Here is a 21,334-nt window from a genome sequence, read left to right as displayed (position 1 = left end):
CACGAAGCCGCCTCCCCGGGCGGCTTCGTTGTGACTGCGGTCGTCTCCGTTCACGCACCCGCTTGCTAGCATCGACCGGTCGCATCGCCGATGCGACGCGCACCGCGGGCGATGCCCGGGCTGTTCTTCGCCATGGACATGGCCGCGGGCTCATCCCGTCTCGACAAGGAGTGCATCGATGAAGCGTCTTCTCACCGCCCTGGGTCTCGCCGGCCTGTTCGCGCTGGCCGCGCCCGTGACCGCCTCCGCCGCGTCCTGGGCCTACGCCGACTGCTCGCTGCAGAGCAACATGTGCTACGGCGAAGGCGGCAGCGATTCCGGTCCGGTCACCCTGATCTGGCAGTTCGACACCAACGGCACCGACGCGATCTTCCCGCAGGACTGCACCAACCAGAACTACTGCCGCTTCTACTGCTGGCGCTACGAAGGCACGATCGTCGCGCGCCTGCGCGTCTACGACGCCAACTTCAACCTGCTCGCAATCAGTGAGCCTGCGGTCGCCATGTGCACGCAGCAGGACATCGTGCTGCCCTGAGCGCGCTGATCCGTGGCTGTCCCGATCCGCGCCCGGGCCGGCCAGGCCCGGGACGCGGATTCGATCCGGTGCCCCGCGTGCATCGTCCATTTCGCCAGCCACCGACGACGAAGCCACGATGAACGAGCGCCGACCCGCTGTCGGCATCCGCGCGGGCCGCGGGTATCCTGTGCCCCATGCACCTGCCCCCCCGATCCGCCATCGCCGCAGTCCTGATGATGCTCTGCGGCGCCGCACACGCGGCGAAGATCGGCGACGTCCGCGTGGAGGGCCTCGACGAGGCGATGACCACCAATGTCGTCACCGCGCTGTCCCTGGAGGACGCGCGCGGCAAGCGGGTGTCGGATGCGCGTCTCGACTACCTGCTGCAGGTCGCCGAGGACGAGGCCCGCGAGGCGCTGGAGCCTTTCGGCCACTATTCGCCGACCATCCGCATCGCCACCGTGCCGGCCTCGCTGGAAGGCCTGGGCGATGACGCGACCGTCGACGTGCGCATCGTCGTCGACAAGGGCGAGCCGGTGCGCGTGCGCAGCGCGGCGGTGGCGATCGATGGCGACGGCGGCGACGACCGCTACCTGAAACAGGAACTCGATGCCTTCTCGCCGAAGACCGGCGACGTGTTCGACCACGCGCAGTACGAGCGCAGCAAGGCCTTCATCACCCGGCGCCTGGCCGAGCGCGGCTATTTCGACGCCGACTTCATGGCCCGTCGCGTCGAAGTGACCCGCGCCGAGAAGGCCGCCGACATCGACCTGCGCTGGGACAGCGGCGATCGCTACGACATGGGCACGATCACCTTCGACCAGGGCGAGAAACCCATCATCCGCGAATCGCTGCTGCGCGAATCGATCTACTGGGACGAGGGCGAGTACTACCACCAGGGCCGTCTCGACCGCCTGCGCAAGTCGCTGGCCGCGCTCGACTACTTCAGCCGCATCGACATTTCGCCCGAGCCGGAGAACGCGGTCGATGGCCGCGTGCCGGTGAAGGTCACGCTGACCCCGGCCAAGCGCAGCGTGTACAGCGTCGGCGGCAGCTTCGGCACCGACAGCGGTTTCGGCGTGTCGCTGGGCCTGGAGCGTCGCTACCTGAATTCGCGCGGCCACAAGGCGCTGGCGCAGCTGGACTACGCGGAGAAGCGCAAGACCTTCACGGTGCAGCACCGCATTCCCGCTTACGCCTGGCGCGACGGCTGGTACACCACCAGCCTGCAGGCCTACGACGAACAGACCGACTACATCGACACGCGTCGCTACGAGGCGGTGTTCGGTCGCACCGCGCAGTACAGCCGCGACCTGTCGCTGTCGGCCTCGGTGCACGGTCTGCGCGAACGCTGGGCCTACGCCATCGACGATCGCCTGCGCCCGGTCACGCTGTACCGGCAGGTGACGTTCTTCTATCCGTCGGTGTCTGCCGAGTACATCGATGTCGACGACCGTTTCCAGCCGCGCAGGGGCTTCGGTGTCAGCGGCACGCTGCGCGGCGGCCTGCAGGCCCTGGGCTCGGACGCGAACTTCGCGCAGCTGCAGGCGCGCGGCAGCTGGTTCCGCGGGCTCGGCGCGCGCAGCCGCCTGATCGCGCGCGGCGAGCTGGGCACCACCCTTACCGACGAACTGACCGTGATCCCGCCGACCCTGCGCTTCTACGCCGGCGGCGACCGCAGCGTGCGCGGCTACGAATGGCGCGAGATCGGTCCGCGCATCGCCGCGCGTCCCGGGCGCAAGGCCTACGCGCTGGGCGCGAAGCACATGGCCACCGCGAGCGTCGAATACGAGCAGTACCTCAACGACACCTGGGGCTTCGCTGCGTTCGTCGATAGCGGCAGCGCCTTCGACGACCGCGTCGACCGCTGGCGCACCGGCGTCGGCATCGGCCTGCGCTGGAAATCGCCTGTGGGCCCGCTGCGCGTGGACATCGGTCGCGGCCTGGACGATCCCGATTCGTCCTTCACCCTGCACATCAACCTCGGCGCGGATCTCTGAGCGATGAGCGAGTCGATGCGCGACGACGCACCGCTGCCGACGCCCGACGAGGCCCGCGAAGCGCGCATCGCCGAGCTGCGCGCGCGCCGGATCGCACGCATGCGCTGGCTGGCGACGCGCAGCGTGCTCGCGATGGTCGCGCTGACCGTCGTGGTCGCGGTGCTCGGCTACTGGCTGCTCAACACCATCGGCGGGCGCGACGTGCTGCTGCGGCAGATCGTCGCGCGCCTGCCTGCAGGCAGCGAGCTGACCTGGTCGCGCGCGGAAGGTCCCGCGTCCGGCCCGATGATCCTGCACGACGTGCGTTACGTGCATCGCGGCTGTCCCGACAGGGACGGCCAGCCGGTGACGTGGCCCGACTGCGGCAAGGATGAATTGCTGACGGTGTTCGTCGCGAAACGCGTGACCCTCGATCCCACGCTGCGCCCGCTCATCGGTCGCCGCCTACAGCTGGAGCTGCTGTCGATCGCCGATGCGACCGTGACCCTGCCGCACGACGACAGCCCGTTCGAGCTGCCACGCTGGCCGGAATCGCTGCCGCTGATCGAGACGCCGCTGGCGATCGAGGCCCATGAAGTGGTGATCGATCGCCTGCGCGTGGTGCGCGCGCCGCCGAGCACCACGCCGGATGCGGCGGTCGAATCGCTGGTGGCGATCGCCAGCCTGCGCGGCTGCATCGAGATCGATGATGGCTTCCTGCGCCTGGAGCGCGTGCTGGCCAAAACCGACCGCGGCGAATTCGGTGCGCACGGCGACTACGCGCCGCGCGACCGTCATCGCATCGACATGATCGTGCGCGCTACGCTCCCGGCGCCGGCCGGACGCACGCCCGCGCGCATCGGTGTGGTCGCGCGCGGCGATCTGGACGCGCTGTCGGTGTCGGTATCGGGCAACGCGCCGGCGCCGCTCAAGGCGCGCCTGCAGCTGGAGGGCGAGCGCGAGCCGCGCTGGCGCTTCGAGGCGAAGACCGATGCGCTGGTGCTCGCGACGCTGCTTGGTGAGGGTGCGGACGAGGTGCCGTACGTCATCGACCTCCGCGCCGAGGGTACCGGTGGGCGCGCGACGCTGCAGGGCCGGTTCGCGCAGGGCGATCTCGACGTGACCGTGCTGCCGTCGAAGGTGGCGCTGGAAGAGCAGGTACTGGTGCTGTCGCCATTGTCCGCGTCGCTGCTCGGCGGCACGCTCGCGGCGACCGGTCGCGCGGATTTCACCACGGCATCCGATCCGAGTTTCGACGGCACTCTGCGCGCGCGCGGCCTGCGCTGGCAGGGCGAGAGCACCGACGCGGTGGCCGTGGTCGGCGATGGCGACTTCAAGGTGTCGGGTCGCCTGCGTGCGTGGACCGCCGACGGCAGCGCGAATCTGCAGCGCGGACGCGATCGCGCCGAGGTCGCGCTGAAGGCGCGCGGCGACGGCGAGGCCGCGAAGGTCGAGACCCTGCGCGCGGTGATGCCGGGCGGACGACTCGATGCCGCCGGCGACATCGCCTGGGCACCGACGCTGCGCTGGCGCCTCGACGCCACGCTGGCCGGCTTCGATCCGGGCTATTTCGCACCGGACTGGCGCGGCGCGGTGCAGGGCCGGCTGCGCCTGAGCGGCGACACCCGCCGCGATGGCGGACTGGATGCGCGCGTCGAGGCGAACGATCTCGGCGGTCGCCTGCGCGGTCGCGCGCTCGGCGGTCGTGCCGACGTGATCGCGCACCTGCCCGCGAACGACGGCGGGCGGACCGATGCTGAGGGCACGGTCGCGCTGCGCCTCGGCGACAGCCGCATCGATGCGAAGGGCAAGGTCGCCGCCGACATCGTGGTCGATGCCGAACTCGCGCCGCTGCAGCTGGCCGACCTGCTGCCGAACGGCGAAGGCGTGCTGCGCGGTCGCGTCGCGCTGCGCGGTCCGCGCACGACGCCGGATGTGGATGTCGATCTCGACGGCCGCGACCTGCGCTGGGACGACTGGCGGGCGGCGCGCATCAGTGCGCGCGGCCGCCTGCCGTGGCGCGCGGGCCGGCCGGGCGCGCTGGACATCGAAGGCGAGGGCGTGGACGCGGGTCTGGCGTTCTCGCGCCTGCGACTCGAGGCGCGCGGTGCGGTCGAGGCCTTGCAGCTCGACGGCGATGCGCAGGCCGACATCGGCACGCTGGCGCTGCGCGGCGATGTCGCGAAACGCGGCACGCAGTGGCAAGGCACGCTGGCGACGCTGCGCGTGGCGCCGACCACGGGCGCGGCCTGGGCGCTGCGCGCACCGGCCGCGTTCAGCGCGACGCCGGGTGCGGCCGGCCTGCGCCTGCGCATCGCATCCAGCTGTTTCGCGACCGACGACGGCGCGGGTTCGCTGTGCGCCGACGTCGACTGGCCGACGCGCGTCGACGTGAAGGGCGAGTCGCTGCCGCTCGCATTGCTGTCCCCGTACCTGTCTGCCGGTGAGGACGCGCAGCGCAAGCGTCGCGACCAGTGGCGCCTGCGCGGCACGGTCGACCTCGACGCGCGTGTGCGTCCGGTCGGCGGCAGCTGGGCCGGCACCGCGCAGCTGCGCTCGGCCGAAGGCGGGCTGGCGTTCGACGCGCGCAGCCGTCGCGACGTGCTGGCCTATTCGAACCTGCGCATCGACGCGCGCTTCGATCCGCGCGACCTGCAGGTCGAGCTGGCGAGCGCGCTGCGCGACGACGGCCGCGTCTCCGCGAACGTCGCCACCGGCTGGGACGCCTACGCGCCGCTGCGCGGCGAGATCGATGCGGACATCCGCAACCTCGTGTGGCTCGAACTGTTTTCGCCGGACATTGTCGAGCCGCGCGGCCGCCTGTCGGGACGCATCGCGCTGGGCGGCACGCGCGCCCAGCCGACGCTGGGCGGACAGGCGCAGCTGACGGGCTTCACCGCCGAACTGCCCTCGCTGGCGATCAGCCTGCGCGACGGAGACGTGCGCATGGACGCGCAGCCCGACGGCAGCGCGCGCATCGTCGGCAGCGTGCGCAGCGGCGAGGGCGTGGTGCGCGTCGATGGCACGCTGGGCTGGATGAGCGACGACACGCCGCTGCGCCTCGCGGTGCGCGGCGAGAACGTGCTGGTGTCCGATACCCGCGAGCTGCGCGCGGTGGTCGACCCCGACCTGACCGTGCGCTACGCCGCCGGCCAGCCGATCGCGGTGTCCGGCAGCGTGCGGATTCCCAGCGCGAAGCTCGATCTCGAACGTCTGGATGCGGGCGTGTCGGCGTCGGAAGACGTGGTCGTGCTCGACCCGGCGAATCCCGAGCGCGAGCGCGCCTCGCCGCTGGACCTCGATCTGGCCCTGGTGATGGGCGACGACGTGCGCCTGCACGGCTTCGGCCTCGAAGGCACGCTCGGCGGCAGCGTGCGGATGCGCGCGCGCCCCGGCCGCGAGACGGTCGCGACCGGTTCGCTCGATGTCGAAGGGCGCTACACCGCCTACGGACAGAAGCTGCAGATCGAACGCGGGCGCCTCGTCTGGTCGAACAACGCCTTCGGCGACCCCGTGCTCGACATCCGCGCGCAGCGCGCGGTCGGCAGCGTCACTGCGGGCATCGATGTGCGCGGCCGTGCGTCCGCACCGGAAGCCAGCGTGTGGAGCGATCCGGCGACCAGCGAATCGGAAGCCTTGTCCTATCTCGCGCTCGGCCGTCCGCTGTCGAGCATCACGTCCGACGAGAACCGCCAGCTCAGCGGCGCGGCGGCGGCGCTGTCGGCCGGCAACCTGCTCGCCTCGCAGCTCGGCACGAAGATCGGCCTCGACGATGCCGGCCTCAGCGAATCGCGCGCGCTCGGCGGCACCGTGGTCGGCATCGGCAAGTACCTCTCGCCGCGCCTGTACGTCAGCTACGGCGTGTCGCTGCTCGGCACCGGCCAGGTGGTCACGCTGAAGTACCTGCTGCGCAAGGGCTTCGACATCGAGATCGAATCCAGCACGATCGAAAACCGCGGCTCGGTGAATTGGCGCAAGGAGAAGTGAGGCCGCGACGACGGACTCACAGCGCCGGCAGCAGCTTCTCGATCAGCAGTTTCGCGGTGAGGCGGTGGGGCTGTGGCACGTCGTAGTTGGTCGTGGTGATCACGACGACGACCTTCTGCTCTGGGAAGACCTGCACGGTGTTGCCGCCGGCGCCGTTCATCGCGAAGGTCTGCCAGGTCGCGCCCTTCGCGGGGAACTGCATGCGCCACCACAGATAGCCGTATTCGACGCCGTCGTCGACGCGTGCGTGCGGGGCGACCGAGGTCTTCACCCAGTCCGCCGGCACGAGCTGCCGGCCCTTGTGGCGGCCGCCGTCCAGATAGAGCTGGCCGAGTGCGAGCAGGTCGCGGCTGCGCAGGCCGAGACCGCCACCGGCCTGCGGCAGGCCCAGCGGCGAGAACTGCCATTCGGGCTTCACGATGCCCAGGGGATCGAACAGCCTGCGCTGGGCGTAGGCGTCGAGGCGTTCGCCGACGGCGCCCTGGATCGCGGCGCCGAGCGTGGTGACGCCGGCGGTGCAGTAGCGGAAGTTGCGACCGTAGGGCGAATCGGCGGGTTTCGGCATCCACGCCGGGAAGCCCTGGATCGGCAGGTCGAGGTAGAAGCCGACCCAGTCCTCGACCAGGTACATGCGTTCCTCGTTGCCGCGCGAGAACTGGTTCTCGTCGTTGCATTCGAGCAGCGAGGACATCGTCGCCAGATCCTCGAAGCGGATCTTCGCCTTGCGCGGATCGGGATGGTCCATCGGCGGTCGCTCGCCGAGGTAGGGCAGCATCGCGGCCTGCGCGTTGGGGATCTTGCCGTCGGCGATCGCCAGGCCCAGCAGCATGCCGGCGACGGTCTTGGTCGCCGAGCGGGTGTTGCGCCGCGCCTCGGCGCCGCCTGCGTCGAAATACCGTTCGTAGAGGACCTGGCCGTCGCGGGCCACGATCACGCTGGTGATCTGCTTGAACTCGCCGGCTTCGATCGCACGCGTGGTATCGGCGAAGCGATCGGCCGGAGGCTGCACGGTGTCGGCGGATGCCGTGTGCGACAGCAGGGCGAAGGCAAGCAGGAGCAGGGGCGCGTGGCGCATGGCAGGGTCCCGGGAGGCGATGCCGTGCACGTTAGCAGAGGGCACGCGCGGGATTTGAACGCACTGAACACGCCGATCGGCCAGCGAATCGGCCAGCGACTCAGCCCGCGCGGCGGAAGGTTCCGGGCGCATGGCCGAAGGCGTCGCGGAAGGCACGGTTGAAATGCGCCTGGTCGGCATAGCCGGCGCGCGCGGCGACATCGCCCAGCGCGAGGCGCGGATGCCGGCGCAACAGGTCGACGGCATGATCCAGCCGGCATTCGCGCAGGTATTCACCCGGCGAACAGCCGTAACGGCGACGGAAGGCACGCGCGAACGCGACCGGGTGCACGCCCGAGAGCTTCGCCAACTCCTCGATGCGCGGCGGATGCGCGCAGTCGTCGCGCAGGCGTTCGCGAGCACGCGACAGCCACGCGGGCCCTTCACCGTCGTCGACGATGCGCCGCTGCAGGCCGTCGAGCACCGCCTCGATCCCGGTCTCCACGGCCAGCGTCGAGACGTCGTCCCAGCGCGCCAGTTCGTCGCGCACCTCGCGGATGCGCTGCTCGGCGATCGCGCCCGCACGCACCGCCGCGGGCGGCAGCGTGCGACCGGCGAGTGCTTCCGCAGGGATCGAGAGCGTGAAGAACCGACCTTCGAGGCCGCGGAAGCAGTCGCGGTGCGTGGTGCCGGGCGGGTTGTAGACCAGCACCGGATGCAGGCACACCGCGGGCATGCCGCGCGCGCTGCTGATGTACTTCCCTGACAGCAACAGCACGAAGTGCGCGTCGGCATGGGTGTGCGTTTCGACTTCGTGCTCGGGCACGGTCGGCTGCAGCTCGGCCAGCTCGATCGCGCGTGCGTCCGCCTCGGCAGCGACGCCGGTGTCGTCGTCGATGCGCCGGCGGCGCTCGAACGCGCCGTAGAAACCGCCGTGCGCGAAGGTCTTCATGTCGCAGTCATCCCTTCTGCCTCGCGGTCGCGAACAGCACGTACCCGGCGACGACCAGCACCGTGAACCAGCCGAGCGCCATCCACGGCATCTCGACTATCGCGGGCGGCAGCTTCGCGCCGGACATCGACGCGAGGTAGTGCGCGGCGGTGTAGCGATAGGGCAGCAGCCAGCCCCACTTCCAGGGCAGTGTCATCAGCGAGGCCAGCCACAGCACGAAGCCGATGCCGATCGGCACCATGAAGTTGCGGTAGCGCAGGCTGAGCAGGTACTGCAGCGCGACGATCGGCAGGCAGCCGAGCAGGAACAGCCCGGTGTCGCGCGCGAACGCCGCGACCGGCACCGATGCGACCGGCAGGTCCACGCCGGGCAGCAGCGCCGGCAGCACGGCGACGCCGCAGAGCGCGACGAGGAACAGCGCCATGTACTGCAGCAGCATGCCGAGCACAATCGCGAGCTTGGCGACGTACATCGTTGATAGCGACAGCGGCAGTGCGTGCACCTGCTTCCAGGCGTTGTTGCGATGCTCGATCTGCGCGATCAGGCTGGTGGCGAGGATCGTGCCCATCGGCAGCAGGAACATCGCGGTGAATTCCCAGGCCTTCTTCCACAGCGCTGGCCAGTAGTTGGCCGAGGCGTGCAATGCGGGCAGGTCCTCGTGGTTCCACAGGCGTGCGGCGAGCAGCATCGCCGGCACGAACACGCCGCCGACCAGCACCAGCCAGGCCGACAGGCTGCGCCGCTGCTTCAGCCATTCGCACTGCAGCGCATCGAGGAAGGTGGCGCGATACGCAACGGCGCTCATGCGGCTTCTCCCAGCGTCACGGATGCAGTGCTGCGGTCTTCGACGATGTCCATGAAGATGCGTTCCAGGTCGCCGCGTTCGGGTGCGAGTTCGAACACGTCGATGCCGGCAGCCACCAGCGTGCGGTTGAGCGCGGCGGCATCGGCATCGTCCAGCGCCGGCAGCGACAGCCCGTCGACGTCGCGATGCGCCGGATGTCCGTGACGTGCGAGCAGGGATTGCGCCGCATCGTCGTCGCCGGTGCGCAGGCGCAGCGCGCGGCGCTGGTGCTGACGCGCCTGCAGCGCGTCGATCGTGCCCTGGAACATCAATCGGCCGCGATGCAGGATGCCGACGTGCGTGGCCAGCTTCTCCACCTCGGGCAGCAGGTGGCTGGACACCAGGATCGTGATGCCCAGTTCGCGGTTGAGGCGCTGCAGGAGTGCGCGCATCTCGACGATCCCGTTCGGGTCCAGGCCGTTGCTCGGCTCGTCGAGGATCAGCAGGTCCGGCGCGTGCAGCAGCGCGACCGCCAGGCCCAGGCGCTGCTTCATGCCCAGCGAGAACTGGCCGGCGCGCTTGCGCCCGGTCTGCGCCAGGCCGACGAGCGCCAGCACCTCGTCGATCCGCCCGCGCGGACAGCGATACACCTTCTGCAGCAGGGCGAGGTTCTCGCGCGCCGAAAGATGCTCGTAGAACGAGGGACTTTCGATCATCGAACCGATGCGGCGCAGCAGGCCGATGCGGTCTTCGTCGAGGCGATGGCCGAAGATCGCGATCTCGCCCTGCTGCCTGCGCAGCAGCCCGAGCAGCAGGCGCAGGGTGGTGGTCTTGCCGGCGCCGTTCGGGCCGAGGAAACCGTAGATGCTGCCGGTCGGCACCTGCAGGTCGATCCCGTCGAGGACGAGGTCGTTGCCGTAGCGGTGGACGAGGGCCCGGGTCTGGAGGCAATGCACGCAAGATCTCCGAAGGGGATGCGGATCGTGGCCGTGCACGCTCCGGTCGCCACGATGCGGCGACGCGGCCGGCGGCCACGCATGGATGCCCGCGCATCCCGCCGCATCGCGCGCCCGCGCGAACGCGAGCCCGTTGTCCCCTTCGATGCGGCGGCTCGGTGGATTGCCCGGCGCGCGGCAAGGTCATTGAACGCCGTCGCGGTGCGCGTGGCGCATGCCGGAAGCCATGGTCCGCTCCGCATGCGCGGCGGTGCCGTGTCGCGTCGGATCAGTCGCGCGACGCGACGAACGCGGCCAGCAGCGCGTCCGCTTCGCCCGGTGCCAGTCGCCAGTCGGGCCGGCCGCGGATCCATTCGACGGCGGCGTCCACGAACAGGCGCACGCGTCGCGCCAGGGTGGCGCGCTGCGGGTAATAGAGATAGGCGCCGTAGCGCTCGCTGATGGTGTCGCACAGCACCGGCACCAGCCGGCCGGCGCGCAGGTGGTGGCCGGCGATCATGCTGTCGATCATGCCGATGCCCAGGCCGCCGAGCACCGCTTCCAGCTCGGTGTCGCCGTCGTTGCACAGGAACGGCGAGGGGATTTCCTCGAACTCGATCTCGTCGCCGTTGCGGAATTCCCAGGCGTCGACGCGCCCGGTGTTCGGCTGGCGGCTGCCCGTGCACACGTGCGCGGCCAGGTCCGCGCGCCGTGTCGGCACGCCGTGCGCGCGCAGGTACGCGGGCGATGCACAGGTGACCAGCTGCATGCGGAACAGGTCGCGCACCACCACCTGGCCCTCGGGCGGATGGCCGCAGCGGAAGCCCAGGTCGATGCCCGAAGCGACCAGGTCGGTGTAGCGATCCTCGACCACCAGTTCGAATTCGATGCGCGGATGGCGCTCGCGGAATTCCAGCAGGAAGGGCACCAGCACGCGCCTGGCGAAACCCTGCGCCGTGGCGATGCGGATCTGCCCGCCGGCGTCGAGGGTCGCTTCGCGCACGTCGTCCCAGGCGCGGTCGATCAGGTCCAGGCCGCTGCGCACTCGCGCCAGCAGGCGCTCGCCCTCGTCGGTCAGCTGGCTGCGCCGGGTACTGCGATGGAACAGCCGGACGCCCAGTTCGTCTTCCAGCCGGCGGATGGCCTTGCTCACCGCCTGCGGCGACACGCCCTCTGCCGCAGCGGCACGGTGGAAGCTGCCGAGGTCGGCGGCGCGGACGAAGGTCTGCAGGCTGCGCAGGCGATCCATGACAATTCACAACCCCGGGTTGTTTTTGATTCGCGATCCACAGCCTACCCGGGTTGAGAAACGGCTACCACGCTGTGCACCACTCGCCGGCATCGGGCCGGCGCCCCACCGGAGTCCCCCATGTCGTCCCTTCCCATGCATCCCTACGATTCCATCCGCGGCAAGGTCGTGGTCATCACCGGCGCCAGCAGCGGCCTGGGCGAGTCCACCGCCCGCCATCTCGCCACCCTCGGCGCCCGCCTGGTGCTCGGCGCCCGCCGCCAGGCCCATCTGGACCGCATCGTCGCCGAGATCACCGCCGGTGGCGGCGAAGCGATCGCCGTGGCCACCGACGTGACCCGTCCCGAACAGGTCGAAGCCCTGGTCGCCGCCGGCGAAGCACGCTTCGGCCGCATCGACGTGCTGGTCAACAACGCCGGCACCATGCCGCTCTCGCCGCTGGCCAAGCGCCGCGTCGACGAATGGGACCGGACCATCGACGTGAACATCAAGGGCGTGCTGTACGGCATCGCCACCGCGCTGCCGCGTTTCCAGGCGCAGGGGAGCGGGCACTTCGTCAACGTCGCCTCGGTCGCGGGCCTGAAGGTGTTCAGCCCGATCGGCACGGTCTACAGCGCCACCAAGTTCGCGGTGCGCGCGATCAGCGAAGGCCTGCGCAGCGAATCGGGCCCGAACATCCGCACGACGATCATCTCGCCCGGCGCGGTCGATTCCGAGCTGAAGACGCACAGCACCGATGCCGAGACCGCCGCAGCCGTGCAGTCGTTCTATGCGGCGTTCCAGATCCCGGCGGACGCCGTCGCCCGCGCCATCGCCTATGCGATCGCGCAGCCGGACAACGTCGACATCAACGAGATCGTGCTGCGCCCGACGGCGCAGGAGTTCTGATCGTCCGTTCTGATCATCCCTTCAGATCGTCCGTGACGAAACCCGCGCCGGTTGCCGGCGCGGGTTCTGGCTCGTATCGCCGCCTCAGCCCACCAGCAGCCGGTTCATGCGCGCGATGAACGCGGCCGGATCGTCCAGCGTGCCGCCTTCGGCGAGCATCGCCTGCTCGAAGATCAGCGCGGCGTAGTCGGCGACCAGGGCATCGTTGCCGTCCACCGCTTCGACGCGCTTCACCAGCGCGTGCCCCGGATTGATCTCCAGGATCGGCTGCGACGGCGGCACGGCCTGGCCGGCGGCGGCGAACAGGCGCTGCATGTGCAGGGACATGTCGTACTCGTCGACCACCAGGCAGGCGGCGGAGTCCACGAGTCGATTCGACACGCGCACGTCCTTCACGCGTTCGCCCAGCGCGGCCTTGAGCTTGTCGACCAGCGGTGCGGCGGCCTGCGCGGCCTCTTCCTGCTTCGCCTTGTCTTCCTCGCTGCCGAGCTTGTCGAGGTCGATCTCGCCCTTGGCCACGTTGCGCAGGCGCTTGCCGGCGTACTCGTGGAAATAGCCCGACACCCAGTCGTCGATGCGCTCGTGCAGCAGCAGCACCTCGATGCCGCGTGCCTTCAGCGCTTCCAGCTTCGGGTGGTGGCGCGCCGCGTTCCAGCCGTCGGCGGTGAGGTAGTAGATGTCTTCCTGCAGGCCGGCCATGCGGCCGATGTAGTCGTCCAGCGAGATGCGCTGGTCGGCGCTGTCGCTGCGCGTGGTGGCGAAGCGCAGCAGCTTGAGCACGCGCTCGCGATTGGCGGTGTCTTCGACCACGCCTTCTTTGAGCACCGCGCCGAAGGCTTCCCAGAACTTCACGTAGTTCTCGGGTTCGTCGCGCGCGATCTTCTCCAGCAGGTCGAGCACGCGCTTGGTCAGCGCGCCCTTGATGCGCTCGACCTGGCGGCTTTCCTGCAGCAGTTCGCGGCTCACGTTGAGCGGCAGGTCGTCGGAGTCCACCACGCCGCGCGCGAAGCGCAGGTAGGCCGGCAGCATCTGCTCGGCCGCGTCCATGATGAAGATGCGCTTGATGTACAGCTTCAGGCCCTTGCGCTCGTCGCGGCCGGCCTGGAAATCGAAGGGCGCATGCCCCGGCACATACAGCAGCGAGGTGAAGTTCTGGTTGCCCTCGACGCGGTTGTGCGTCCACGCCAGCGGATCGGCGAAGTCGTGCGACAGGTGCTTGTAGAAGGCCTTGTAGTCGTCGTCCGACAGCTCGGTCTTCGCGCGCGTCCACAGCGCGGAGGCCTGGTTGACGGTCTCGAGTTCGGGCGCCGGGGTTTCGGTGTCGTCTTCGGTCTTCGCGACCGGCTTGAGCATGCGGATCGGGAAGCCGACGTGGTCGGAATAGGTGCGCACCAGCGAGCGCAGCTTCCAGTCCTGCAGGTAATCCTCGGCGTCCTCGCGCACGTGCAGGTACAGCGTGGTGCCGCGCGGCGTGTCCGCGGGCGCCGGCTCGATGCTGAACTGGCCGTCGCCCTTCGAGCGCCAGGTCCAGGCCTCGTCGCTGCCGGCACGGCGGCTGGTCACCGCGATCTCGTCGGCGACGATGAACGCCGAGTAGAAGCCGACGCCGAACTGGCCGATCAGCTGCGCGTCGACCTTTTCGCCGGCGGCGATGGATTCGAGGAAGCGCCGGGTGCCCGAATGCGCGACCGTGCCGAGGTTGCGTATCAGCTCATCGCGCGACATGCCGATGCCGTTGTCGCGCAGGCTCAGGGTCCTGCTGTCGCGGTCGGCGACGATGTCGATCGCGAGCTCGCCGCCGTCGGCCAGCAGGTCGGGCTGGGCCAGGGCCTCGAAGCGCAGCTTCTCGCAGGCGTCGGAGGCGTTGGACACCAGCTCGCGCAGGAAGATGTCCTTGTTCGAATACAGCGAATGGATGACCAGCTTGAGGACCTGCTGGACATCCGCCTGGAAGGCGTGGGTCTCGGCCTGCGGGGCCGTCTCGGTGGTGGCGTCGGTGCTCATCCGGAAGCTCCTGGAAAGTCGGTGGAACGGACAGACCGCGGAGATTGGGCGCCGATGGCGGGGTTTCAAGGGCAGAAGACGGCCGGAGGCGCGAAGCCGCCGGCCGCCTCCGGCCGAGAGGTGCCGCCGGGCAGGCCCCGACGGCACCGGATCGTCAGCGCGACTTGATCGCGCGCTTCAGGGTCGCCTCGCCGGCCGCGCCCTCGGCGAACACCGGGTCGCCGGTGGTGCCGACGTCGAACAGGCAGTCCCGCTGCAGCTTCTCGTCCTTGACCCGTGCGCAGACCTGCTTCGCCAGCTCCACGTTCCGCGGATCCATCGGCGGGATCCTGTCGGTCGGATAGGGCTCGCTGACGAACTTCTCCGGTCCCAGGTCCTGGTCGTAGTCGAACAGGCTTTCATTGACCCCCTCTTCCTGTGCGATCGCCCGCGTGGTCGTCCGCGCGGTGGTCAGGCTGCGCGTGCCGATGCGCTTGCTGACGCGCCACTTGTCGGAGAAGCCAGCGCTCGACCATTCGCCGGGCTTGAGCACGCCCATGATGCCGTCGGTCGCCTGCGTGTTGTAGGCGCGGACGTTGAGGTACCAGACGTTCCCGTAAGACCAGAAATGCGCGTTGGCGGTCATCTTCGTGCCGTCCGGGAAATCGATGACGATGCCGGTGCTGCCCTGCGGCGAGACCTTGCCGCCGTCCAGCGCGATGCCCCCTGCAGGCAGCGAGGTGACCGCGCCGTCGATGCGCAGCTGCAGGCCCGACGGATCGGGCGTGAAGCCGGTCCCGGGCTGCCAGGTCACGCGATGCTTGCCGACGCGCGCGGCGACGGCGGTGTTGACGCTGACCCAGGGCAGGCTGTCCACCGGACGCTGCCGGGTCTGGAACTCCATGCCCTGGCCGCGCAGCGCGACGAATTCGCCGCCGGTCTGGAAGTCGTAGTAAAGGCCGTTGACGGTCCTGATGTGGGGATCGCCGTCGTTGTAGCCGTCGTTGAGCGACCCGTAATGCAGCAGCTCGTTCGGCGAGCCGGTGCCGCGGTTGGCGACGCCGGGCCAGGACGGCGTCACGCCGAAGATGTTGTTGGCCCAGTGGATCGCGGCACGCACCGCTGCGGGCGTCGCGGTCGGATACGTCTGCAGGTAGCGCGCGGCCACGCCTGCCACGTGCGGCGCGGCCATCGACGTGCCGTTGATCGTGTTGATGGCCGTGTTGCTGCCGATCCATGCGGAAGTGATGTTGGTGCCGGGTGCGAACCAGTCGAGGCAGCTGCCCCAGTTCGAGGCTTGTCCGGATGTCCAGATCGAGCGTGCGTCCGTGGCGTCCGTGGCCCCGACCGTGATCAGCGCCGGCGCGCGCGCCGGAGAGAAGCCGCAGGCATCGGCGTTGCTGTTGCCTGCCGCGACCACGACGGTGAGGCCATGGGTGGTCTGCAGGTTCAGGGCTGCAGCATCGGCGGAGGCATTGCCGCCGCCACCCAGGCTCATGTTCACCACAGCGGGAGCGACGTGGTTCGCGGCGACCCAGTTCATGCCAGCGATGATCGTCGACCACGGCGAACCGCCGCTGCAGCCGAAGACGCGGACCGGATGGATCGTGACGGCCTTGGCGATGCCGTAGGTCGTGCCGCCGATGGTGCCGGCGACATGCGTGCCGTGGCCGTTGCAGTCGTTCACGCCGCCACCGATGAAATCGGCGCCGAGGCCGACGCGACCGGTGAACTCGTTGTGGGTGACGTTCAGACCGGTGTCGATCACGTAGGCGTGCACGCCGGCACCGGTGGTGTCGTAGGTGTACCAGGTGTCGAGCGGCAGCAGGCGGCGATCGACGCGATCCAGGCCCCAGGTCGCACCGGTCTGGATGGTGCCTGGCATGGCGATGCCGTCCTGTTCCACGTAATCCACGCGTGGATCCGCGAGCAGCCTGGCGAGCGCCTTGTCGTCGGCCCGGACCACGAAGCCGCGCAGCACGCGGTCGTAGGTGCGGATCAGGCTGGCGCGATGCTGCAGGGCGATCGACCTCGCAGCCACCGGCACGCGGCTGATGCGGCTGGATTCGCCGACGAGGCTCGCAGCCTGCGGCTTGAGTACCACGATGTACTGGCCCTTGATCGGCTTCGCGGTGGTGCGGAACTGGCCTGCGAAGGCGGGCGCGGCGGCGCATAGCAGCGAAGCGCCGACGGCGAAGGCGAGATGATGCATCCGAAGTTTCATCGTACGTTCCTTGTCCATGGTGTGAGTGACGATGCGGACTGAGCAGTCCTCTCGATCGGTCCTTCCGATCGGTCCATCAGGTCAGTCCGTTGAGCGGGTCGCGTCATGCCGGGACATCGCGATGACGAATGAAGCGTTGTCCATGCTTCCTTTCCTGCAACCCGCGTCTGCAGCCTACGCCCGCGCGATGACGGGTGTCATCCCCTGATCAGGTGAGATGCATGCAGCGCAATATTCTGTGTCAATCGATATGCGCATCGAGCGATGATCGATCAATGATGGATGCCTGTGCCGATGCGTTTCGCTGCATGGCGATGCGCATCCGGCGATCGAAGATGCGCTCGCGATGCGGATGACGATCGTTTGTCGAACCGCTGCGATCACCGCTGCATGGCCGCTGCGATCACTTCGCGCGCGCGGCCAGCTCTCCGCATCGTCGCGCCAGGCAGGTCGCGAGTTCGAGCGCCGCGGCCGATGCGCCGGCAGGGTAGTGCATGGTCAGGAACAGGCACGGCGTTTCGGGGAAACCGTCGCGACGACCGAGCACCCGGTGCGAAGCCTCCGATACGGCCCGTCGCGGCAGCAGGCTCAGGCCGAGGCCGTCGGCGACAGCCGCCTGCAGGTTGGCGAGATTCGGGCTGCTGTAGGCCACGTGCCAGTTCTTCTGGTGCGCATCGAGCCAGGCGAAGATCTCTTCGCGATACAGGCCGCCCTCCGGGAACACCGCGACCGGCAAGGGCTCGCGACCTAGGCAGGGATGTCGCCTGCTGTCCACCCAGGCGAGCGTCTCCGGCCATGCATGCACGCCGTCGGGCCGTCGCTGCTTGGCGAGGACGAGTTCGAAGTCGCCGCGTGCATAGCCGGCCACGAGGTCATGGCTCATGCCGCTGGTGACTTCGAGCTTCACTGCAGCGCCCATCCGTCGCGCGAAGGTCGACAGCACGGGCGTCAGCGCCCGGCCGCCGAGGTCTTCGGGCACGCCGAGGCGGATCACCTCCTGCTGCGCGACCCTGCCCATCGCTGCACGCGCTTCCTCTCCCAGCGCCAGCAGCCGGCGCGCATAGCCCAGCAGGCGTTCGCCCGCTTCCGTCGTCAACGGGTGCGGACCGCTGCGATCGAGCAGCAGGTGCCCGGCCGCCTGTTCGAGGCGTCGCACCTGCTGGCTGACCGTGGATTGCGTCAGGTGCAGGGCGCGCGCGGCGCGGGTGAAGCCACCGTGCTCGACGACAGCGACGAAGGCACGCAGCAGGGTCGGGTCGTGCAGGGTCATTCGCGAAGCCACTGGGAATGATTCAATGATTTAATTTTACACTGGCAATCGCGCTCCCTAGTCTGCGCGGGTCGTCCGCCGGTTTCCCGGCGGCCCATCCATCCATTCTGGAGAAGGCAGCATGGAACAGACGATCGACGCTTCCATTCCACGACGATCGCAGGCCGACAGCGTTTCGAAGCATGCGCTCCTGGTCGAGGCGGCGGAGTCCGGCCATGCGCACACGGTCGAGCGCCTGCTGCGGGACGGTGCCGACATCGGCCATCGCGATCCGCGAGGCAGGACGGCCCTGCTCGCGGCCACCCACGCCAACCGCATCGCATCGGCGCGGCTGCTGGTCGCGGCGGGCGCGGACGTGAACGCGAAGGATGCGATCGGGGACAGTCCCTATCTCTACGCAGGCGCGCGCGGGCATCTGGAGATCCTCGAACTGCTGCTCGCCCACGGTGCGGACCTGCGCAGCACCAACCGCTACGGCGGGACCGCGCTGATCCCGGCGGCGGAGCGCGGCCACGTCGAGACGGTGCGCCGGCTCATCGAGGCCGGCGTCGATGTCGATCACGTGAACCGCCTCGGCTGGACGGCGCTGCTCGAAGCGGTGATCCTCGGCGATGGCGGCGAGCGTCACCAGGCCATCGTGCGCTTGCTGCTGGACGCCGGTGCCGATCCAGCGCTGGCGGACAACGAGGGCGTGACGCCGCTCGAACATGCCCGACGCCTCGGGCACCTTGCCATCGAAGCCCTGCTGCAGACGGCCATCATCGGAGGTAGAACGCCGTGACCTCGCCCCGTTTCCGTTTTCCGCTGCGTTGGCGGCCCGTGCTTCCCTTCGCCGGTATCGCTGTCGTGGTGGGCGGCCTGGCCGCTGCCTTCGCCTGGACGGCGGGTTGGCTGACCCCGGCGCGGCTCACCGCGCCGCGCCTCGTCGACACCATCGAAAACGGCAAGCCCTTCACAGGCTTCCGGCGCGCGCATGCGCGCGGTGTGTGCGTGGCGGGTTACTTCGAGCCCTCGGCCGAGGCGGCGTCGCTGTCGCAGGCGCGGGTGTTCTCGCAGCCACGTACGCCGGCTATCGGCCGCCTGTCGATCGGCGGCGCCGACCCGCTCGGCGCCGAGGCGCAGGCGCGTGTGCGCAGCCTCGCGCTGCAGTTCGATACCGACGACGGCCAGCAGTGGCGGCTGGCGATGAACAGCTTCCCGTTCTTCGCGGTGTCCACGCCGCAGGCCTTCGCCGAGCAGATCCTGGCTTCACGGCCGGATCCGGCTACCGGCAAGCCCGATCCGGCGAAGATGCAGGCCTTCCTCGCCCGTCATCCGGAAGCCGCGAACTTCATGGCCTGGGCCAGCTCGGCGCCGTGGTCGAGCAGCTTCGCCAATACGGCTTACAACGGCGTGCATGCCTTCGAATTCACCAGCGCGTCGGGCGAGCGCCGTTACGTGCGCTGGTCGTTCGTGCCGCAGGCGCCGTTCGAACCCCTTCCGCCCGAGCGGCGCCAGGCCGCCGAGGCCAGCTACCTCACCGACGAACTCGCAGCGCGACTGGCCAAGGGCCCGCTGCGCTGGACACTGGAGCTGACCCTGGCCGAACCCGGCGACCCGATCGAGAACCCCTCGCAGCCTTGGCCCGGAACGCGTCAGCGCGTGGCGGCCGGCACCTTCGTGATGGAGCGCGCCTACGACCAGGCCACCGGCGACTGCCGCGACATCAACTTCGATCCCACTGTGCTGCCTGTCGGCATCGCGCCTTCGCGCGACCCGGTGCTGGCCGCGCGCGCCGCGGCGTACTCGGTGTCGTTCAACCGCCGCCAGCGCGAAGTCGCCGGCGGCGCCGGCCAGGCAACGGGAGACGCCCAGTGAGCGAACCGCGTACGCACTTCACCCGCACCGCCCGCTGGTTGCACTGGTCGATGGCGGCGATGATCCTGGCGATGCTGTTCATCGGCGTGGCCATGGTCGCATCGCTCGAACTGCGGCCCTGGCTCATCGACCTCCACCGTCCACTGGGTCTGCTGATCCTGCTGCTGGCGCTGATCCGCCTGCGGCATCGTCGTCGCAATCCACCGCCGCCGCTGCCTGCCTCGCTGCCCACGCTGCAGGCCCGCATCGCCGGCGCTTCGCACGTGGCGCTGTATGCGCTGATGTGCGCGATGCCGCTGCTGGGCTGGGCGATGTCCTCGGCCGGCGGCTATCTCGTCGCGCTGCCCTTCGGCTTCACGTTGCCGCCGCTCGCGCCGCAGGATCCCGCGCTCTACACCGTATTGCGCAGCGCGCACGGCATTCTCGGTTACGCCTTCTTCGCGCTGGTGCTTGCACACATCGCCGGCGCCCTGCACCACGCTTGGGTGAGGCGCGACGGCGTGTTCGAGAGCATGACCGGCCGGGAGTGACGCAGGTTTGCCGGGTGTGTGGCGCCATCGCGGGACGCGATGGCCGGAAATCCCGACTGGAGGATTGTCCGAAGGAAGATGGCGCGCCTGGAGGGATTCGAACCCCCGACCAACGGCTTCGGAAGCCGCTACTCTATCCGGCTGAGCTACAGGCGCGTGACGCCCATTGTCCCCGATTCGGGCGATCGACGCGAGCCTCCCCCGTCCGCAGTGCCCTTCCGATGAGCGAAACCCCCGAAATTCCCGTGGAAAGTCCCGACTGGCGCGCGCGTGCCCGCCTCTACTGGGCGCTGGTGCGCGGCGACCGGCCGATCGGCTGGCTGCTGCTGCTGTGGCCGACGTGGTGGGGCTTGTGGCTCGCGGCCGATGGCGTGCCGCCATGGTGGACGCTGCTGGTGTTCTCGCTCGGCGTGTGGTTGACGCGCTCGGCCGGTTGCGTGATCAACGACTACGCCGACCGCTGGCTCGACCCGCAGGTCGAACGCACCAAGGGCCGACCGCTCGCCACCGGCGCGGTGCGCGGCCGCGAGGCGCTGGCGGTGTTCGCGGTGCTGATGCTCGTCGCGTTCGCACTGGTGCTGACGATGAACCGGCTGACCGTGCTGATGAGCGTGGTCGGCGTGCTGCTCGCCGCCAGCTATCCCTACCTCAAGCGCTACACGTACCTGCCGCAGGTCTATCTTGGTCTGGCCTTCGGCTGGGGCATCCCGATGGCGTTCGCGGCGATTCGCGGCGAGGTCCCGCCGATCGCGTGGATGCTGTACGTCGCCAACATCTGCTGGACCACCGGCTACGACACCTGGTACGCGATGGTCGACCGCGAGGACGACTTGCGCGCGGGCTCGAAATCCACGGCGATCCTGTTCGGCGACATGGACTTCGTCGCGCTCGGCGTGCTCTACGCCCTGTTCTTCCTCGGCATGGGCTTCGTCGGCCACCAGGCCGATCTCGGCATCGCCTACTGGGCGGGACTCGGCGTTGCGCTGGTGCTGGTCGCGCACCAGTTCGTCATCGCCCGCCACCGCGAACGTGCCGCTTGTTTCCGTGCTTTCCTCGGCAACCACTGGGTCGGCATGGTGGTCTTCATCGGCCTCGCGGTGGCGCTGTGGATGAAGGGCTGAGGCG

16 protein-coding genes and 1 tRNA gene are annotated in these 21,334 nt (G+C 69.6%); 8 read left to right on the top strand and 9 right to left on the bottom strand.

Annotated features, from left to right (window positions below):
• Positions 1-178: 178 nt before the first annotated feature.
• From ACFQ0E_RS03435 to ACFQ0E_RS03425, 3 genes are all read left to right on the top strand, one after another.
• Entirely contained in the window at positions 179-535 is a 357-nt protein-coding gene (locus ACFQ0E_RS03435; protein WP_386822295.1) for a hypothetical protein, read from the top strand.
• A gap of 176 nt (positions 536-711) precedes the next feature.
• Positions 712-2,517, top strand: coding sequence for an autotransporter assembly complex protein TamA (locus tag ACFQ0E_RS03430; RefSeq protein WP_386822294.1), 1,806 nt, complete (start codon positions 712-714; stop codon positions 2,515-2,517).
• Positions 2,518-2,520: 3 nt separating this feature from the next.
• A complete protein-coding gene (locus ACFQ0E_RS03425) occupies positions 2,521-6,483 on the top strand; it encodes a translocation/assembly module TamB domain-containing protein (protein ID WP_386822293.1) in 3,963 nt (1,320 codons plus the stop codon).
• Positions 6,484-6,499: 16 nt separating this feature from the next.
• On the opposite strand, the gene ACFQ0E_RS03420 is transcribed toward ACFQ0E_RS03425, so the two are convergent.
• From ACFQ0E_RS03420 to ACFQ0E_RS03400, 5 genes are all read right to left on the bottom strand, one after another.
• Positions 6,500-7,558, bottom strand: coding sequence for a serine hydrolase domain-containing protein (locus ACFQ0E_RS03420; protein WP_386822292.1), 1,059 nt, complete (start codon positions 7,556-7,558; stop codon positions 6,500-6,502).
• Positions 7,559-7,658: 100 nt separating this feature from the next.
• Positions 7,659-8,489, bottom strand: coding sequence for a helix-turn-helix transcriptional regulator (locus tag ACFQ0E_RS03415; RefSeq protein WP_386822291.1), 831 nt, complete (start codon positions 8,487-8,489; stop codon positions 7,659-7,661).
• A 7-nt stretch (positions 8,490-8,496) separates the two neighbouring features.
• The gene (locus tag ACFQ0E_RS03410) at positions 8,497-9,294 is read right to left on the bottom strand and encodes an ABC transporter permease (RefSeq protein WP_386822290.1); all 798 of its coding nucleotides are present in this window, start codon (positions 9,292-9,294) and stop codon (positions 8,497-8,499) included.
• A complete protein-coding gene (locus ACFQ0E_RS03405) occupies positions 9,291-10,229 on the bottom strand; it encodes an ATP-binding cassette domain-containing protein (protein WP_386822289.1) in 939 nt (312 codons plus the stop codon). The genes ACFQ0E_RS03410 and ACFQ0E_RS03405 overlap by 4 nt, the downstream gene beginning before the upstream one ends.
• Positions 10,230-10,497: 268 nt before the next feature.
• Positions 10,498-11,457: a LysR family transcriptional regulator gene (locus tag ACFQ0E_RS03400; protein WP_386822288.1), complete on the bottom strand. Its 960-nt coding sequence runs from the start codon at positions 11,455-11,457 to the stop codon at positions 10,498-10,500.
• Between the two features lie 120 nt (positions 11,458-11,577).
• On the opposite strand from ACFQ0E_RS03400, the gene ACFQ0E_RS03395 reads away from it, so the two are divergent.
• Positions 11,578-12,345, top strand: coding sequence for an SDR family oxidoreductase (locus ACFQ0E_RS03395; protein WP_386822287.1), 768 nt, complete (start codon positions 11,578-11,580; stop codon positions 12,343-12,345).
• Between the two features lie 84 nt (positions 12,346-12,429).
• Here ACFQ0E_RS03395 and htpG read toward each other — a convergent pair whose 3' ends face one another.
• The 3 genes from htpG to ACFQ0E_RS03380 all read right to left on the bottom strand — a co-directional run bounded on the left by htpG (position 12,430) and on the right by ACFQ0E_RS03380 (position 17,822).
• Entirely contained in the window at positions 12,430-14,349 is a 1,920-nt protein-coding gene (gene htpG, locus ACFQ0E_RS03390) for a molecular chaperone HtpG (protein ID WP_386822286.1), read from the bottom strand.
• Between the two features lie 154 nt (positions 14,350-14,503).
• The gene (locus ACFQ0E_RS03385) at positions 14,504-16,552 is read right to left on the bottom strand and encodes a S8 family peptidase (protein WP_386822285.1); all 2,049 of its coding nucleotides are present in this window, start codon (positions 16,550-16,552) and stop codon (positions 14,504-14,506) included.
• Positions 16,553-16,955: 403 nt separating this feature from the next.
• Entirely contained in the window at positions 16,956-17,822 is an 867-nt protein-coding gene (locus ACFQ0E_RS03380) for a LysR family transcriptional regulator (protein ID WP_386822284.1), read from the bottom strand.
• 121 nt (positions 17,823-17,943) lie between these two features.
• Here ACFQ0E_RS03380 and ACFQ0E_RS03375 point away from each other — a divergent pair, with 121 nt between their 5' ends.
• The 3 genes from ACFQ0E_RS03375 to ACFQ0E_RS03365 are packed head-to-tail and all read left to right on the top strand — an operon-like array spanning position 17,944 to position 20,209.
• Positions 17,944-18,603 (top strand): ankyrin repeat domain-containing protein, encoded by a 660-nt coding sequence (locus ACFQ0E_RS03375; RefSeq protein WP_386822283.1) that lies wholly within the window; start codon positions 17,944-17,946, stop codon positions 18,601-18,603.
• A complete protein-coding gene (locus tag ACFQ0E_RS03370; RefSeq protein WP_386822282.1) occupies positions 18,600-19,679 on the top strand; it encodes a catalase family peroxidase in 1,080 nt (359 codons plus the stop codon). The genes ACFQ0E_RS03375 and ACFQ0E_RS03370 overlap by 4 nt, the downstream gene beginning before the upstream one ends.
• Positions 19,676-20,209, top strand: a complete 534-nt coding sequence (locus tag ACFQ0E_RS03365) for a cytochrome b (protein ID WP_386822281.1) — start codon at positions 19,676-19,678, stop codon at positions 20,207-20,209. The genes ACFQ0E_RS03370 and ACFQ0E_RS03365 overlap by 4 nt, the downstream gene beginning before the upstream one ends.
• 79 nt (positions 20,210-20,288) lie before the next feature.
• Here ACFQ0E_RS03365 and ACFQ0E_RS03360 read toward each other — a convergent pair.
• A tRNA-Arg gene (locus ACFQ0E_RS03360) sits at positions 20,289-20,365 on the bottom strand.
• A gap of 65 nt (positions 20,366-20,430) precedes the next feature.
• On the opposite strand from ACFQ0E_RS03360, the gene ubiA reads away from it, so the two are divergent.
• Positions 20,431-21,330 carry a 4-hydroxybenzoate octaprenyltransferase gene (gene ubiA, locus ACFQ0E_RS03355; protein ID WP_386822280.1) on the top strand — a complete coding sequence of 300 codons (900 nt, stop codon included), beginning with the start codon at positions 20,431-20,433 and terminating at the stop codon, positions 21,328-21,330.
• Positions 21,331-21,334: the final 4 nt, after the last annotated feature.

The organism is Lysobacter brunescens (assembly GCF_042677005.1).
Classification (GTDB): domain Bacteria; phylum Pseudomonadota; class Gammaproteobacteria; order Xanthomonadales; family Xanthomonadaceae; genus Lysobacter_I; species Lysobacter_I brunescens.
The sequence above is the reverse complement of the archived record's forward strand: the minus strand, read 5'-3'. Positions and strand labels throughout refer to the sequence as shown.

Excerpts from the sequence above, each read along its gene's own strand:
- ACFQ0E_RS03435 (WP_386822295.1), top strand. The coding sequence starts at position 179 with ATGAAGCGTCTTCTCACCGCCCTGGGTCTCGCCGGCCTGTTCGCGCTG.
- ACFQ0E_RS03430 (WP_386822294.1), top strand. The coding sequence starts at position 712 with ATGCACCTGCCCCCCCGATCCGCCATCGCCGCAGTCCTGATGATGCTC.
- ACFQ0E_RS03425 (WP_386822293.1), top strand. The coding sequence starts at position 2,521 with ATGAGCGAGTCGATGCGCGACGACGCACCGCTGCCGACGCCCGACGAG.
- ACFQ0E_RS03420 (WP_386822292.1), bottom strand. The coding sequence starts at position 7,558 with ATGCGCCACGCGCCCCTGCTCCTGCTTGCCTTCGCCCTGCTGTCGCAC.
- ACFQ0E_RS03415 (WP_386822291.1), bottom strand. The coding sequence starts at position 8,489 with ATGAAGACCTTCGCGCACGGCGGTTTCTACGGCGCGTTCGAGCGCCGC.
- ACFQ0E_RS03410 (WP_386822290.1), bottom strand. The coding sequence starts at position 9,294 with ATGAGCGCCGTTGCGTATCGCGCCACCTTCCTCGATGCGCTGCAGTGC.
- ACFQ0E_RS03400 (WP_386822288.1), bottom strand. The coding sequence starts at position 11,457 with ATGGATCGCCTGCGCAGCCTGCAGACCTTCGTCCGCGCCGCCGACCTC.
- ACFQ0E_RS03395 (WP_386822287.1), top strand. The coding sequence starts at position 11,578 with ATGTCGTCCCTTCCCATGCATCCCTACGATTCCATCCGCGGCAAGGTC.
- htpG (WP_386822286.1), bottom strand. The coding sequence starts at position 14,349 with ATGAGCACCGACGCCACCACCGAGACGGCCCCGCAGGCCGAGACCCAC.
- ACFQ0E_RS03385 (WP_386822285.1), bottom strand. The coding sequence starts at position 16,552 with ATGAAACTTCGGATGCATCATCTCGCCTTCGCCGTCGGCGCTTCGCTG.
- ACFQ0E_RS03380 (WP_386822284.1), bottom strand. The coding sequence starts at position 17,822 with ATGACCCTGCACGACCCGACCCTGCTGCGTGCCTTCGTCGCTGTCGTC.
- ACFQ0E_RS03375 (WP_386822283.1), top strand. The coding sequence starts at position 17,944 with ATGGAACAGACGATCGACGCTTCCATTCCACGACGATCGCAGGCCGAC.
- ubiA (WP_386822280.1), top strand. The coding sequence starts at position 20,431 with ATGAGCGAAACCCCCGAAATTCCCGTGGAAAGTCCCGACTGGCGCGCG.